Genomic DNA, 15,619 nt, shown 5'->3' on the forward strand with positions numbered 1-15,619 from the left:
CGGCCCGTTGTCGGTTAGGCTGGTCTACCTGTTCGGTTAAGGAAATCCATAATGCTTCAGGAAACGCGCCTGCATCGTATTCGCGCGCTGCTCGCCACGCTGGGTCACGTCAGCACCGAGCGTATTATCAATGAGTTAGGCGTTTCACGCGAAACAGCCAGAAGAGACATTATTGAACTGGAAGCGCTGGGCGCGGCTCGCCGCGTACACGGTGGCCTAATGGCGCTTGAGGCTGAACCAGAGCCGCCGCTTAGCGTACGCAGCGAAGCGCGCGCCAGGGAAAAACGCGCTATCGCCCGTGCCGCCGTAGGCCTGTTGAAACCGGGGCAAACGCTGTTTATCGACGCGGGCAGTACCACAACCATGCTGGCGGAAGAGCTGCGCACTATGTCCGGCCTGACTATTATCACCAACAGCCTGCAAGCCGCGCTGAAACTTTCCGCCGCAGAAGAAGGCGGGCAGCTTCAAAACGCTATTATCCTGCTGGGCGGCAATATACAGGCTGGCGCGCAGGAAACGCGCGGTGAACTAACCGTAGAGGAAATCCACCGTTACCGGGCAGACGTAGCCATGCTGTCACCGACAGGCATTGACGCCAGAGACGGCGCCAGCAGCTTCCATCCTTATGAAGCGGCCATCGCCCGCGCTATGGTTCGCCAGGCCAGCCAGACAATACTACTGGCCGACCACGGCAAACTGGGCCACGGTAGCCGGATGCAGTACGCCAGCATTACGCAGATAGCTATGTTAGTGACCGATAGCGGCGCTAAAGGCACGCAGGCTTTTGCCGGGCTGGAAAAGGTGCTGCCGAAAGTGGTAGTGGCTTAAACCAGCCTCTGCGGATGCGTATAAACGGTCGCGCGACCCGGCTTGCTGAAGCCAACCAGCGTCAGGTTACTGCGCTGTGCTACCTCGACCGCCAGTTTAGTGGCGGCAGACACGGCAAACAGGATTTCCACGCCGCACATTGCCGATTTCTGCACCATCTCGTAGCTGGCTCGGCTGGAAACCAGCACCGCGCCCTGTTGCCAGTTATCTTCACGGCTACGCAAACCCAGCAGCTTATCCAGGGCAACATGACGGCCTACGTCTTCGCAGCCGCCCGCCAGATTGCCGTCTGGCTGTATCCAGGCAGCCGCATGCGTACAGCCGGTAAGCTGGCCGACTGGCTGGCAGCTTTTCAGCTGCGCCAGCGCCGTATCCAGCCGATCCAGCGCAAAAGTCTGGGTAAAAGGCAGCGGCGTTATCGGCTTGCCGATTTCCGCCAGCTGTTCCACGCCGCAAACGCCGCAGCCGGTACGACCCGCCATTGCGCGCCGCTGCTCTTTTAAGCCCATAAAGCGGCGGCTGGAAATCTCTATCTGTACCTCCAATCCGCCGCATGAAGGCTGGATGTCGATGCCGTAGATATCGCCGGGCGCGCCGATAATGCCTTCAGAAAGCGAAAAACCGAGGGCGAAAGCCTCCAGATCTTTTGGCGTAGCCATCATCACCACGTGAGAAATGCCGTTGTAAACCAGCGCCACCGGCACTTCGTCCGCCAGCCAGTCCTCTTTTGCCGCCTCCAGCGCGCCGCGCTGCCACACCGCTACCTGGCTGACGCCTGTTTTAACCTGCTCATCTGACTGACTCATTTCGCCCACCTGTCTTTCTGCTGTCCGGCACCGGGCCGTCGCTATTTTCCGCCTGCAATTTTGAACCTGCAGGCTGCCGACCGCAAAACATTAATCAGCGCAAGATTCTTTTCCTGCGCTAAAAAGCACAAAAAGCAACCTGTTTGATCCACATCAATTTTTGCCTTTTGCATGCTGCTATTTTGCCCGCTTACGGAATAAAACGCAGGCTAAGGATATGCAGGTAAACAGACGAGGCTTTTTCAAAATTTGCGCGGGCGGCATGGCAGGAACGTCACTGGCCCTGCTCGGCTTTACGCCGCTGCCCGCCGCAGGCGCGATCCGCAACTATAAACTTCTCCGCAGCCGGGAAACCCGCAATAACTGTACTTACTGTTCTGTAGGCTGCGGCATGCTGATTTACAGCCTTGGCGACGGCGCCAAAAATGCCGTTTCTTCTATTTATCATATCGAAGGCGACCCCGATCATCCGGTCAGCCGTGGCTCGCTCTGCCCCAAAGGCGCTGGCGTGCTGGACTATATCCACAGCGAGCAGCGCTTAAAATATCCGGAATACCGCGCGCCCGGTTCCGACCGCTGGCAGCGCATTAGCTGGGAAGAAGCTTTCGATCGCATTGCCCGGTTAATGAAAGCCGATCGTGATGCCAACTTTCAAACAAAAAATGCCAAAGGCGTCACCGTCAATCGCTGGCTGACTACCGGCATGCTCTGCTCTTCGGCAGCCAGCAACGAAACCGGACTGCTCGATCAAAAATTCGCCCGCGCGCTGGGCCTGCTGGCGATCGATAACCAGGCACGACTTTGCCATGGCTCCACGGTTTCAGCACTGGCGCCGACTTTTGGCCGCGGTGCTATGACTAATAACTGGAACGATATTAAAAACGCCAATCTTATTCTGATTATGGGCGGCAATCCGGCGGAGGCGCATCCGGTCGGCTTCAAGTGGGTAACAGAGGCAAAAATCCGCAACGGCGCGAAAGTTATTGTGGTCGATCCGCGCTTTAACCGCTCGGCAGCCGTGGCTGATATCTACGCGCCTATCCGCGCCGGGAGCGACGCCGCTTTCTTAATGGGCGTGGTAAATTATCTGCTGACGCACGAGCGCATCCAGCGAGAATATGTCACGCATTTTACTAATGCGACGCTCATCGTCAGCGAAAACTACAGTTTTAACGAAGGCCTGTTCAGCGGCTACGACACCGAAAAACGTCAGTACGACAAAACGGGCTGGCAATACGAGCGGGATGAACAGGGCTATGCCAGGCGCGACGACTCGCTGAGCCATCCGCGCTGCGTCCTGAACTTATTAAAAGCGCACGCCAGCCGCTATACGCCAGAGCTGGTTCATCGTGTTTGCGGCACGCCACAGGATGATTTTCTGGCCATTTGTCATCACCTTGCCGAAACCAGCGCCGTCGACCGCACCGCCAGCATTCTCTACGCGCTGGGCTGGACGCACCATTCCAACGGCTCGCAGATTATCCGCGCGGCGGCGATAGTGCAGCTGCTGCTGGGCAATATCGGCATGATGGGCGGCGGCATCAACGCGCTGCGCGGCCACTCCAATGTACAAGGTTTTACCGATCTTGGCCTGCTTTCGCAAAGCCTGCCGGGCTATTTAACATTGCCTTCCGAAAAGCAGACCACGCTGGAAAGCTATTTGCAGCAGGCTACGCCAGGCAACATTCTGCCGGATCAGGTCAACTACTGGCAAAACACCGCTAAATTCTTTGTCAGCCTGATGAAAAGCTTTTACGGCGAGCGGGCGCAAAAAGAGAACAGTTGGGGTTTCGACTGGCTGCCGAAGTGGGATAAAAGCTATGACTGCCTGACTCAGGCCGAAATGATGACCCAGGGGAAATTCAACGGCTATCTGATCCAGGGCTTTAACCCGCTGGCCGCTTTCCCCGATAAAAACAAAGCTATCCGCGCTTTCTCCACCCTGAAATATATGGTGGTGATCGATCCGCTCAGCACGGAAACTGCCAGCTTCTGGCAACATCACGGCGAGTTTAACGATGTGGATCCCGCTGCCATTCAAACGGAAGTCTTTCGCCTGCCTTCTTCCTGTTTTGCCGAAGAGGAAGGCGCTGTCGCCAACTCTTCCCGCTGCTTACAGTGGCACTGGGCCGCCGCTGAACCGCCTGGCGAAGCGCTGCATGACGGCCGGATTTTAGGCAATATTTTCCTGCGCCTGCGTGAGCTTTACCGCCGCGAAGGCGGTACGGCACCGGAACCCTTGTTGGCGATGAGCTGGGACTATAGCGATCCCTGGTCGCCCGCGCCGGAAGAGGTAGCCCGCGAGAACAACGGCAAAGCGCTGGCGGATATTTTAGATGGCGAAGGCCGGTTGATGCTGAAAAAAGGCCAGCAGCTTAACTCGTTCGCCGAACTGCGGGATGATGGCAGCACCGCCTGCGCCTGCTGGATCTATGCAGGAAGCTGGACGGAAAGCGGCAACCAGATGGCGCGACGTGATAACGCCGATCCTTCCGGTTTGGGCGCCGTCAACGGCTGGGCCTGGGCCTGGCCGCTGAATCGCCGTATTCTCTACAACCGCGCCTCGGCCGACGCGCAGGGCAAAGCCTGGGATCCCCGGCGGCCGCTGCTGGAATGGAATGGTCAGCGCTGGCAGGGCCTGGACGTGCCGGATTATCCTGTCGCCACGCCGCCGCAGCAGAAAGTTGGGCCTTTTATCATGCTGCCGGACGGCATGGGCCATCTGTTCGCGCTCGACAAGCTCAGCGACGGCCCTTTCCCCGAACACTATGAACCGCTGGAAAGCCCTACGGGTACTCATCCCCTACATCCTGCCGTGGTTTACAGTCCTGTCGCACGGCTGTTTAAAGCAGATGCCGCCGCGCTGGGCCGCGCTGAGCAATTTCCCTGCGTTGCCACTACCTACTCCATCACCGAGCTTTTCCGCCACTGGACAAAGCACGCGCTGTTAAACGCTATAGCGCAGCCAGAGCAGTTTGTTGAAATCGGCGCGGAGCTGGCAGAGGAAAAAGGTATTCGGGCGGGCGACTGGGTCAGGGTCAGCTCACAGCGTGGCTATATCAAAGCCAGAGCCGTGGTCACTAAGCGCCTGCGGCGGCTGCCTATTGACGGTAAAACCGTCGATACCATTGGCATTCCCTGCCACTGGGGCTTTGAAGGCAGCGCCCAAAAAGGGTTTCTTGCCAATACCCTGACGCCTTCGGTTGGCGATGCCAACTCGCAAACGCCGGAATATAAAGCCTTTCTTGTTAACGTCGAGAGAATCTAAGGAGAGCCTGTGTCACTGCAAACGCAAAATATTCTCCGCCGTTCCGCCACCAGCGCCGCCACGCCGCCGCCGCGGGCAAGAGATCATCAGCAGGAGGTGGCGAAGCTAATCGACGTTACCACCTGCATCGGCTGCAAAGCCTGCCAGGTAGCCTGTTCCGAATGGAACGACATCCGCGCGGAAGTTGGCATCAACCAGGGCGTTTACGATAATCCCATGGATTTAAGCGCCAAAGCCTGGACGGTCATGCGTTTTTCAGAAACGGAAGCGCACGGCAGGCTGGAATGGCTGATCCGTAAGGATGGCTGCATGCACTGCGCCGATCCGGGCTGCCTGAAAGCCTGCCCGGCGGAAGGCGCGATTATCCAGTACGCCAATGGCATCGTGGATTTTCAGTCGGAGCACTGCATCGGCTGCGCCTACTGTATCGCGGGCTGTCCGTTCAACGTGCCAAGACTGAATCAAGAGGACAACCGCGCCTATAAATGCACGCTGTGTGTCGATCGCGTCGCCGTAGGCCAGGAGCCTGCCTGCGTCAAAACCTGCCCGACCGGCGCGATTCATTTCGGCAGTAAAGAGGCGATGCACTATCTGGCGGCAGAACGCGTCAGCGAACTGAAAACCCGTGGTTACGCTAATGCGGGCCTGTACGATCCCGCAGGCGTCGGCGGCACCCATGTAATGTACGTACTGCATCATGCCGATGAGCCGCAGCTCTATCATGGCCTGCCGGAAAATCCCTGCATCAGCCCGGCGGTCACTTTCTGGAAAGGCATCTGGAAACCGCTGGCCGCGATCGGTTTCGCCGCCACTTTCGCTGTCAGCCTGTTTCATTATGTTGGCGTTGGCCCTAACCGGGTTGAAGAGGAAGAACAGGATAGTGAGGAACAGCCATGAAGCCCAATCGCATACAGCGCTATAGCGCGCCGGAGCGGCTTAATCACTGGGTAGTCGCGCTCTGCTTTATGTTTGCTGCCGTCAGCGGCCTGGGGTTTTTATTCCCGTCGCTAAACTGGCTAATGCACGTATTGGGCACGCCGCAGCTGGCACGTCTGCTGCATCCCTTTATCGGCGCGGTGATGTTTTTCGCCTTTATGCTGATGTTTTTCCGTTACTGGCGTCACAATCTACCGGAGCGCGAAGACCTGGTATGGGCAAAAAATATTCATAAAATTGCCCTTAACGAGGAAGTTGGCGATACCGGACGCTATAATTTTGGACAGAAGTGCGTTTTCTGGGCCGCTATCGCCAGTTTGCTGCTGCTGCTGGCCAGCGGTATCGTCATCTGGCGGCCCTATTTCGCTGACGCTTTCGCTATCCCGGTGATCCGCGTGGCGCTACTGGTGCACTCGGTTTCGGCTACGGCACTGATTGTCGTTATTCTGGTGCACGTCTACGCCGCGTTATGGGTAAAAGGTACCCTGACAGCGATGGTAGAAGGCTGGGTAACCGATCGCTGGGCGCACAAGCATCATCCGCGCTGGTATCGCATGCTCCGACAGCGACACCCTCGCCAAAAATAACAGGATATCTTAATGACTATTCGCATAATCCCGCAGGAGCAGCTGGAAAAAGGCGAAATAAAAACGGCGGAGATGATTCCGCCGTTACTTTTCCCCAGGCTGAAAAATTTATACGCCCGCCGCGCCGCAAGACTGCGTCAACTGGCGGAAAAAAACCCGCTGGGTGACTACCTGCGTTTTGCCGCCGTTATCGCCAGCGCGCAGGAGATCGTGCTTTACGATCATCCTCTGCGGCTGGATTTACAGGCGCGCCTGGCGGAAGCTGCGCGCCTCGGCAAGCCGCCGCTGGATATCGAAACCCTGCCGCGCGACCCGCACTGGCAGCGACTCCTGCACTCACTGATCGCCGAACTGAAGCCGGAGATGTCCGGCCAGGCGCTGGCGGTACTGGAAAATCTGGAAAAAGCTTCTGTTCCCGAGCTGGAAGCGATGGCATCCGCGCTGTTTGCTAATGATTTTTCGCAGATCGGCAGTGATAAATCGCCCTTTGTCTGGGCGGCGCTCTCGATTTACTGGGCGCAAATGGCAGCGCTGATCCCTGGCAAAGCGCGAGCAGAATATGGTGAGCAGCGGCAGTTCTGTCCGGTTTGCGGCAGCGTGCCGGTATCCGGCGTAGTGCATATGGATACGCAGCAGGGCGGCCTGCGCTATCTGCACTGCAATCTGTGCGAGAGCGAATGGCACGTAGCACGCGCTAAATGCAGCAATTGCGAACAGGCGCAGGATCTTCACTACTGGTCGCTGGAAAGCGAAGGCGCGTCAATCAAAGCGGAAAGCTGCGGCGACTGCGGCACCTACATGAAACTGCTTTATCAGGAGAAAGATCCGGCTGTGGAACCTGTCGCCGACGATCTCGCCTCGCTGGTGCTGGACGCCCGCATGGAACAGGAAGGCTTCTCCCGCAGTAGCCTGAATCCTTTCCTGTTTCCGGGAGAATAGACCCAACCTGTTTTAAAAGGGGAGTTGCGTTATGAAATTGATCGGCAGCTATACCAGCCCGTTTGTACGGAAAATTTCGGTCATCATGCTGGAAAAAGGCATTACCTTTGAATTTATCAATGAATCGCCCTGGACCGAAGAAAGCCACGTTCCGCACTACAATCCCCTGGGCAAAATACCTGCGCTGGTAATCGGGCCGGAAGAAGTCTGGTACGACTCGCACATTATTGCGGCTTACCTGGAGCAGCTGGATATCGCGCCTGCGCTGATGCCGCACGACCGGCTGGCGGCGCTGAAAGTGCAGCAGCTGGAGGCGCTGGCGGACGGCATCGGCGACGCGGCGGTCATTCTGCTACGCGAGCAGATGCGGCCGCCGGAGCTACAGATGGAAAGCCAGCTGCTGCGCCAGCGCGAAAAAATTCTGCGTGGTCTGGATGCGCTGGAAAAAGAAGCCGCTAAAGGTGTTACGCTGAACAGCGAAACCATTAATCTGGCAGACATCGCCGCCGCCTGCCTGATCGGCTTCCTTAACTTCCGTCGCGTAATGCCTAACTGGTGCGTAGAGCGGCCCGCGCTGGTCAAACTGGCGGAAAAAATGTTCCAGCGGGAAAGCTTTGCCCGCACGGTACCGCCGACGGCCTGAGCCAGCCATGAAAAAATTCGCTGCTGTTTCCCGGTATGCTGAGAGAACCGACCGTTAATGGTCATTATCAATGCGGGTCATCTGGAGCATGGTAAAACTACCTTGCTTCGCGCGTTGACCGGTGCCGATCTCGATCGGCTACCGGGAGAAAAAGCGGGCGACAGAACCACAGATCTTAATTATGCCTGGTGGCCGCGGCCGGATGGACGCACCCTTAGCTTCATCGATGTGCCGGGCCATCAAAAATACCTTGGCAATATGCTTAGCGGCATCGGCGGCCTGGATCATGCGCTGCTGGCCGTAGCGGCCGATGACGGTATCATGCCGCAGACCCGTGAACACCTGGCGATCCTTCGGCTGAGCGGCCAGCCGCCGCTGACTCTGGTTATCACTAAATCCGACCTGGCCGATATTTCCCACATTGACGAAACGGCGCGGCAGCTTAAAGAACTAACCGCGCTGATGGGCTGGCCGGACGTCGACCTGTTCGTTACCAGCGCGCTGAACACCGAAGGTATCAGCGCCCTGGCCGATCATATCAGCCAGTTACCCCCGCGCGTGATCGATTCCCATAAGCGGTTTCGTCTGGCAATCGATCGCGCCTTTAGCGTACCGGGCATCGGCACCGTAGTGACGGGAACCGCGCTGGGCGGCAACGTTCGCGTGGGCGACAAACTTTGGCTCACTGGCATAAACAAAAGCGTCCGCGTGCAGGGGCTACAGGCGCAAAACCAGCCTGTCAGCGTTGCGTACGGCGGCCAGCGCCTTGCGCTAAATCTTATCGGCGGCGTGGAAAAAAGCGAGCTGTCGCGCGGCGACTGGCTGCTGGAAGAACCGCCGGCCGTGCTCTCAGAGCGCGTTATCGTGGCGTTGCAGCAGCTACAGCCTCTGAAACAGGCGCAGCAACTGCATATTCATCACGCTGCCAGCCATATCACCGGGCGCGTCGTGCCGATACAGGAGAATCTGGCAGAGCTGATACTGGATAAGCCATTATGGCTGGCAGATAACGATCGGCTAATTCTACGTGATGGCGCTGCACGGCAAACTCTGGCTGGCGCACGCGTAGTGCTACTGACGCCGAAAAAGCGCGACAGGCAGCAACCGGACTGGCTGCAACGGCTGGCCGAAGCGCAAAGTGATGAGGCGGCGTTGCGGCTCCTGCTTCAGGCCCAGCCCTGGATCAAGTCACATCTGGCCTGGGCAAGGCAGCTAACCGCCGAAGGATTCGCGCGCGCGTTAAGCGCTATTAACCCTGTTGAGGCGGAAAATTATTTGCTGCTGGCGGGAACCACAGAGCAGTGGCAGCAACAGCTACTGGCGAAGCTGACCGATTATCACCGCGAGCATCAGGAGCGGCCGGGCCTGGGACGGAGCCGCCTGAGGCGCATTGCCCTGCCTGGCCTGCCGGAAGCGATCGGGCTGGCAATTATCGATCTTCTGCTTGCCAAAGGCATGCTGAACCAGCATCACGGCTGGCTGCGGCTGCCGGATTTTGCCGCTCGCTTTACGCCGCAGGAACAAAAGCTGTGGCAGCAGGCCGCCCCGCTGTTTAAGGAAGATGTTTGGTGGCTGCGGGATATAGCGGCCAGGCTGGACGCAGACGAAATCTTAACGGGTAAAATGCTGGAAAAAGTAGCCAACAGCGGGAAAATTCTCGCTATTGTTCAGGATCGTTACTACTCCCGCGAGAAAATCGAGCATTTCGCCGCTGCCATTCGCCAGCGACATCAGCAAGGATTGCCCACCAGCGCTGCGAATTTCCGCGACCTGTTCAATATGGGCCGCAAACTGGCTGTACAGATTCTGGAATTTTTTGACCGCAGCGGTTTTACCCATCGTCAGGGCAATGACCATCTTTTACGCGACGACACTATGTTCCCCTGATCCTCACCTTTTCCTTCCTGACGCTTGCCTTATTGATACGCCACAAATTTAGCCCGGTCATTTTATGGGATAAGTAACCCTGTTTTTTTATGGAGAAAAATGACAGGAGTTGATATGAGCTTTTTCAGCAAGCGCCGCTGGCGAATCGCACTGTTTATTATGCTGGTGGCCTTCGCTACGCTGCTGGTGATAGCAGGCGGCGCGGTGGCGCTGCATAAAACCAGCGATACCGCTTTCTGCGTCTCCTGCCACAGCATGCAAAGAGCGCTGGCGGAGTATCAGGGCAGCGTCCACTTCCAGAATCATGCCGGTATTCGCGCCGAATGCGCCGACTGTCATATTCCCGAACAGCCTTTAGCCTGGATGGCGACCAAGCTGGGCGCAAGCAAAGATTTGCTGGGCGAGCTGACCGGCAGGCTGGCGACGGAAGAGCAATACAATGCCCGCAAGCTGGCGATGGCGGAATCGGTCTGGCGAAAGATGAAGGCGGAAGATTCCGCAACCTGCCGCAGCTGCCATAGCTATGCCGCGATGGATATGCTGGGCCAGCGGCCTGAGGCGCGCAAGGCACATCCCGTTGCGTTGAAAGAAGGTCAAACCTGCATCGACTGCCATCGCGGCGTGGCGCATATTCTGCCAGATATGCGCGCCAGTAATGCTTCTGGCGCGGCCCAGCTCATTACGCTGGCCTCGACAGCCAAAACCGACACTCAACCGCTTTATACCATCAGCACGCAGCCTTTTACCCTAACGTCGGATAACGCTCTTGCCGCAGGTACGCTTTTTCCGGCAGCAAAACTGATGCCGCTGCGGCATGAAAACGGCCGCACCGAAGCCGAGCTTACAGGCTGGCAGCAGCAAGGTGCGCCCGGCGCAATCTACGCCGCCAAAGGCAAACGCGTTATCAGCGCCATAGTCGCCCCCGAAGCCGCTTCGCAGATAAAAATCCTCGCCACGGAGCAGGAAAATCAGACAGAAACGCGCTGGCATCGCGTTTCGCTGCGGCTACGGGTCGCCAGCGACACGCTGATCCCCGATCGGGAAAAACTCTGGCAGTACGCCGCCAGCCTGATGGCTGATAACTGTACGGGCTGCCACGGACTGACCGCGCCCGATCACTACACGGCCAATCAGTGGACAGGCGTTATCAAGGGAATGGCTTCGCGCACCTCGCTGGATACAGAGCAGCTACGCCTGCTGACGCGTTATGTGCAGCAGCACGCCAGCGATATGACAGCAGATGAACAGGGAGAAGCTCATGAAAAATAACAGGTTCAGCCTTAGCCGCCGCAGTTTTCTGGCCGCGGGCAGCACGCTGCTGGCCGCCGGCTCACTCGATTTACTCTACAGCAGGTCCGTGCTGGCGCAGGCCATCAGCCAGGCGATGCCGCTGTTTACGGCACTCAGGCCCGCCAAAAAAGGCATCCTGACCGCCGCGCACTGGGGCGCTTTCGAAGCGCTGATAGAAAACGGGAAAATGGTAGGCGTGCAGCCCATCCAGGACGATCCTTTTCCCAACGAGCTGATAGCCATGGCGCCTTATCAGGTGCACGCCGCTAATCGCATCACCGCGCCGATGGTGCGGCAAAGCTGGCTGGAAAACGGGCCGGGCGGCAAAACGGCGCTGCGCGGCCGCGATAAATGGGTCAAAGTCAGCTGGGAGAAAGCCACGGAGCTGGTTGCTGGTGAAATTCGCAGGCTACAGCAAACGTACGGCCCTTCCGCTATCTACGCCGGATCCTACGGCTGGAAAAGCACCGGCATGCTGCATAACTGCCGCGCGCTGCTGCATCGCCTGATGAACCTGGCGGGCGGATTTTTAGGCTATAGCGGCGACTACTCTACCGGCGCGGCGCAGGTCATTATGTCGCACGTCGTGGGCTCGATGGAGGTTTACGAGCAGCAAACCACCTGGCCAGTAGTGGTGGAAAACAGCGAGCTGGTGGTGCTGTGGGGCTGCAATCCGCTGGTCACGCTAAAAAACAGCTGGAACGTGCCGGATCATGTCGGGCTGGAGGGTTTTAAGGCGCTGGCCGCCAAAGGCACGCCGGTTATCTGTATCGATCCGGTCTTTAACGACAGCGCCAGAGCGCTGAACGCCGAATGGATAGCGCCAAAAGCCTATACCGACTCCGCGATGATTCTGGGCCTGGCGCACACGCTGCTGGTAGAGAAACTTCATGACGCCGCTTTTCTTGCCCGCTACACCACCGGTTTTGAGATGTTTCGCGCCTACCTGCTGGGCGAAAGCGACGGCGTAGCCAAAAGCGCGGAGTGGGCAAGCGAGATTTGCGGCGTCGCGCCAGAGCAGCTGCGGCAGCTGGCAAGGCGGATGGCAGGCCAGCGCACGATGATCATGGGCGGTTGGGGTATCCAGCGCCAGCACCGCGGCGAGCAGCCACACTGGTTGCTGGTAACGCTGGCCGCCATGCTCGGGCAGATTGGCCTGCCGGGTGGCGGCTTTGGCTTCAGCTATCACTACTCTTCCGGCGGCAGCCCGACGGCCAGAGGCGGCATTCTTTCCGGCATCAGCGCTGGTGTCGCGCCTGCCGGTTCGCCGTCGCCGATCCCGGTGGCCCGCATCGCCGACTGCCTGGCTAATCCCGGCAAAACCATCGCTTTCAACGGCAAACAAATCACCTATCCTGACGTCAAAATGGTTTACGTGGCGGGCGGCAACCCTTTCCATCACCATCAGGATACCAATAATCTGCTCCAGGCCTGGCAAAGGCCGGAAACTATCGTGGTACAGGAGCCTTACTGGACGGCCACCGCTCGCCATGCCGATATCGTACTGCCCAGCACTACCAGCTACGAGCGTAACGATATGGATATGGGCGGCGATTACTCGCAGCTTTACTTGTTCCCTATGCAGCAATGCGTACCGCCACAGCACCAGGCACGCAGCGACTTCGCTATTTTCCAGGCGATTGCGGCCAGGCTCGGCGTTGAGCAGGCTTTTACCGAAGGCCGGGACGAAATGCTGTGGCTGAAAACGCTGTATGACAACATGAAACAGCAGGCCAGAAACGCGGGCGTGCCGCTGCCGCCGTTCGATCTGTTCTGGCAGTCCAACAACTACATCCGCTTTCCCGTGCCGCAGGAGAACAAAAAATGGGTTCGTTTTGCCGATTTCCGCGCCGATCCGCTGCTTAACCCGCTCGGCACGCCCAGCGGCAAAATTGAAATTTACTCCAGAACCATCGCCGCTATGCAGTATGAAGACTGCGCGGGCCTGCCAGGCTGGCAGCCGCCGTATGAGTGGCATGGCAGCCCACAGGCGCAGCGCTATCCGCTATCGCTGAACACCGCGCATCCGACCAACCGCCTGCATTCCCAACTGGATAATACGCCGCTGCGCCAGCAACAGGCCGTCAGCGATCGCGAAGCGATCCTGATCCATCCGCGCGATGCCGCAGCCCGCAAGATCCGCTCCGGCGATCTGGTCAGAGCCTTTAACGATCGCGGACAGATCCTGGTCGGCGCGCGCGTCACTGAAGATATTCGTCCGGGCGTGGTACGCATCAGCGAAGGCGCCTGGTACGATCCGGCCGATCCCGCCGAGCCGAAAACGCTGTGCAAAAATGGCAACGTCAACTGCCTGACGTTCGATCTCGGCAGCTCGCGGCTGGCGCAGGGCAACTGCGGGCAAATGGCGCAGCTGGAAGTAGAAAAGTTCACGAGTGCACCGCCGCCGAACACGGCTCATGCGGTGCCGGAAAGCGCACGCTAGCGCTCAGAAACGTGCGCTGACGCCCAGGTTATAGATAAATTGTTCGCCAGAGCTGAGGCCGCCGGTTTGCGACACCGAGGCGAAAGCCGCCGCGCTGTCGCCCAGCGGCAGATTTGCGCCGACGGTGACTTCCGTCCAGTTACTGTCCTGGCGGGCGGTGTCGCGCACAAATGAGGTGCGGGTAGATTTTATCCCGCCGCCCGCACGCCAGACATCATCGCCGAACTGATGGTTATAGCTGACCTCGGCCCAGGGACTGATCCAGCCCAGCGTCGAATCCAGCCGCCAGCCTACGGCGCCGATCTGCGAATGATAATTCTGATCGGCGAAGCGCATCGCGGTGCTGTCTTCGCCCTTTTCGCTGTAGCCATCCACCGTGCTGTAATCCAGCGCATACTGCGCCGTCGGGCCGGTGGTAAACCGCTCGCCTAACGGAATATCCCAACCGGCAGTGATGCGCGCGCCGACCTGTTTACCCTCGGTGTCGCCCTTCTCCGTCCGCTCCGCCGGGCCAATCGAAAAGCTGCGTTCAATGTCCTGATAGTTAGCAAAGGCATAGTGCGCATCCACATTTACCCAGCCGTCCTGCAGAAAGGAAAGCTCGCTGTATGCCGAAAAGAGCCAGCCGCGCAGCTTATAATCGAAGCGTGATGAGGGATGCTGCGCATCGTCCGAACCGGAGACCAGCGCGCCGACCAGCAGATCGTCGGTCAGCTTGTAGTCCACGCCCAGCGTCAGGTTGTGGCCAGTGGCATTGCCGTCGCCTGCTGCCAGATTAGCGGCATAATCGTAATGCTGTCCGGCATAGCCGCCGAAAATACCAATCGACCCCTGCTGATTATCGCTGTGGCGCTGCTGCTGCAATCGGCTGTCCAAAGTGGCGCGCGCGCTGCGTGCAAGAGCCAGCGTCGCCTGATTCAGCGCCACGACCTGCGCAGGCGCGTCCAGCACAGACTGGATATAGTCGGCAATCAGCTGATGCGTGGAAGGGCCGGGATGCAGACGATCGGCAAACAGATAAGCCTGCTCGCTGGAAAAACCGGGCGTGTCCGTGCTGCAAACCGCCGCCGAAACGCCGGGCGGACAGGCCATGCCCGCAGTGTTGGTTAATCCATAGCGCGCCGGGTCGCTGAGGATTTCATTAAAAAGACCGTTAACATCCACCCGCACGATATTGCCGCTAAGCTGCGCCAGCCGGCTCTCTTCCTGCTGGTTGTAGCTATCGGTCAGCGCGCTGGCCTGGCCGCTGAGGCTTTGCCAGGCCTCGTAGAGCTGGCTGGCTATCGCCTGCTGTACAGCGGCCACACTGCTGGCCTGCCCAGCCGCGGCATACAGCGCCTGATAGATAGCCTGGTTGCGGCTGTTAAGATCTGGCGTTGTCTGTCCGTTCAGCGAGTCGAATGCCGTGGTCAGCGCCGCACTGGCTACAGGCGCCAGCCCAACCTGAATCACCGCTTCCAGCAGTGCTGGTGAAGCGCCAATATTGGGCACGGTTGGCACTATTACCGTTCCTGCTCCGGCTGCCAGCAATTGTTGAACCTGAGCCGAGGCGGCGAAAGCGCTACCGCTAACAATGCTTTCCGCCTGCAGCGGATTCAGCGCTGCCGCAGCCAAATCGTTGCCACCGATCCAGTGGATATAAAGCCCGTCGCCATCCGCTTCGCCGCCATTGGCCGCCAGATAAGTCGCCACCTGGCTGGCCGTATTGTTATCGGCATCAAGCAGCGGCGAAGCCACCGCGCTGCCCACGGCATAATTATTGCCGCCTGCGCTGGAAGGCTGTAACGACTGATTGATTTTTGCGGCCAGAATTTCGTCATACAGCGGATGGCGGCTGCCGTCCCAGGTAAAGCGGCCATTATTGCCGCCATCGCTCAGGCTGTCGCCAAATACATAGAGGTTGTCCCAGCCCAGCGCAGGCAAAGCCGAAACGGCATAAAACAGCAACGCGCTTCCCACAGCGCGCAGACGCAGCGATTTTTTTAACATGGT

At 58.5% G+C, this 15,619-nt stretch carries 11 protein-coding genes; 9 read left to right on the plus strand and 2 right to left on the minus strand.

Annotation, left to right across the window (positions count from 1 at the left end; genetic code table 11):
• Positions 1-51 precede the first annotated feature (51 nt).
• Positions 52-828 carry a DeoR/GlpR family DNA-binding transcription regulator gene (locus ACETPC_RS14785; RefSeq protein ID WP_380182517.1) on the plus strand — a complete coding sequence of 259 codons (777 nt, stop codon included), beginning with the start codon at positions 52-54 and terminating at the stop codon, positions 826-828.
• Here the strand turns inward: ACETPC_RS14785 and fdhD are convergent.
• On the minus strand, positions 825-1,634 hold the full coding sequence (fdhD, locus tag ACETPC_RS14790) for a formate dehydrogenase accessory sulfurtransferase FdhD (RefSeq protein ID WP_380182518.1): 810 nt from the start codon (positions 1,632-1,634) through the stop codon (positions 825-827). The two genes, ACETPC_RS14785 and fdhD, sit on opposite strands and share 4 nt — an antisense overlap.
• Positions 1,635-1,851: 217 nt before the next feature.
• Between fdhD and fdnG the strand changes: the two genes are divergently transcribed.
• The 8 genes from fdnG (at position 1,852) to torA (ending at position 13,627) form a co-directional block, all read left to right on the plus strand.
• A complete protein-coding gene (gene fdnG, locus ACETPC_RS14795; RefSeq protein ID WP_380182519.1) occupies positions 1,852-4,902 on the plus strand; it encodes a formate dehydrogenase-N subunit alpha in 3,051 nt (1,016 codons plus the stop codon).
• 9 nt (positions 4,903-4,911) lie between these two features.
• Positions 4,912-5,799, plus strand: coding sequence for a formate dehydrogenase subunit beta (fdxH, locus tag ACETPC_RS14800; RefSeq protein WP_380182521.1), 888 nt, complete (start codon positions 4,912-4,914; stop codon positions 5,797-5,799).
• A complete protein-coding gene (gene fdoI / locus ACETPC_RS14805) occupies positions 5,796-6,425 on the plus strand; it encodes a formate dehydrogenase cytochrome b556 subunit (protein WP_380182523.1) in 630 nt (209 codons plus the stop codon). Before fdxH ends, fdoI begins: the two co-directional genes overlap by 4 nt.
• A gap of 12 nt (positions 6,426-6,437) precedes the next feature.
• A complete protein-coding gene (gene fdhE, locus ACETPC_RS14810; RefSeq protein ID WP_380182525.1) occupies positions 6,438-7,364 on the plus strand; it encodes a formate dehydrogenase accessory protein FdhE in 927 nt (308 codons plus the stop codon).
• A gap of 31 nt (positions 7,365-7,395) precedes the next feature.
• Positions 7,396-8,007: a glutathione S-transferase gene (locus ACETPC_RS14815; RefSeq protein WP_380182527.1), complete on the plus strand. Its 612-nt coding sequence runs from the start codon at positions 7,396-7,398 to the stop codon at positions 8,005-8,007.
• A gap of 57 nt (positions 8,008-8,064) precedes the next feature.
• The gene (gene selB, locus ACETPC_RS14820) at positions 8,065-9,894 is read left to right on the plus strand and encodes a selenocysteine-specific translation elongation factor (protein ID WP_380182529.1); all 1,830 of its coding nucleotides are present in this window, start codon (positions 8,065-8,067) and stop codon (positions 9,892-9,894) included.
• 114 nt (positions 9,895-10,008) lie between these two features.
• Positions 10,009-11,163, plus strand: a complete 1,155-nt coding sequence (locus tag ACETPC_RS14825; protein WP_380182531.1) for a NapC/NirT family cytochrome c — start codon at positions 10,009-10,011, stop codon at positions 11,161-11,163.
• Entirely contained in the window at positions 11,153-13,627 is a 2,475-nt protein-coding gene (gene torA / locus ACETPC_RS14830) for a trimethylamine-N-oxide reductase TorA (RefSeq protein ID WP_380182533.1), read from the plus strand. The genes ACETPC_RS14825 and torA overlap by 11 nt, the downstream gene beginning before the upstream one ends.
• A 3-nt stretch (positions 13,628-13,630) precedes the next feature.
• Here torA and ACETPC_RS14835 read toward each other — a convergent pair whose 3' ends face one another.
• A complete protein-coding gene (locus ACETPC_RS14835; RefSeq protein WP_380182535.1) occupies positions 13,631-15,616 on the minus strand; it encodes an autotransporter outer membrane beta-barrel domain-containing protein in 1,986 nt (661 codons plus the stop codon).
• Positions 15,617-15,619 lie beyond the last annotated feature (3 nt).

The sequence above is a fragment of the Pantoea sp. sgz302252 genome, from assembly GCF_042610525.1.
Classification (GTDB): Bacteria; Pseudomonadota; Gammaproteobacteria; order Enterobacterales; family Enterobacteriaceae; genus Erwinia.

Bases quoted from the DNA above. Each gene is read 5' to 3' on its own strand.
- selB (WP_380182529.1), top strand. From the start codon at position 8,065: ATGGTCATTATCAATGCGGGTCATCTGGAGCATGGTAAAACTACCTTG.
- fdhD (WP_380182518.1), bottom strand. From the start codon at position 1,634: ATGAGTCAGTCAGATGAGCAGGTTAAAACAGGCGTCAGCCAGGTAGCG.
- fdoI (WP_380182523.1), top strand. From the start codon at position 5,796: ATGAAGCCCAATCGCATACAGCGCTATAGCGCGCCGGAGCGGCTTAAT.
- ACETPC_RS14785 (WP_380182517.1), top strand. From the start codon at position 52: ATGCTTCAGGAAACGCGCCTGCATCGTATTCGCGCGCTGCTCGCCACG.
- fdhE (WP_380182525.1), top strand. From the start codon at position 6,438: ATGACTATTCGCATAATCCCGCAGGAGCAGCTGGAAAAAGGCGAAATA.
- torA (WP_380182533.1), top strand. From the start codon at position 11,153: ATGAAAAATAACAGGTTCAGCCTTAGCCGCCGCAGTTTTCTGGCCGCG.
- fdnG (WP_380182519.1), top strand. From the start codon at position 1,852: ATGCAGGTAAACAGACGAGGCTTTTTCAAAATTTGCGCGGGCGGCATG.
- ACETPC_RS14815 (WP_380182527.1), top strand. From the start codon at position 7,396: ATGAAATTGATCGGCAGCTATACCAGCCCGTTTGTACGGAAAATTTCG.
- ACETPC_RS14835 (WP_380182535.1), bottom strand. From the start codon at position 15,616: ATGTTAAAAAAATCGCTGCGTCTGCGCGCTGTGGGAAGCGCGTTGCTG.
- ACETPC_RS14825 (WP_380182531.1), top strand. From the start codon at position 10,009: ATGAGCTTTTTCAGCAAGCGCCGCTGGCGAATCGCACTGTTTATTATG.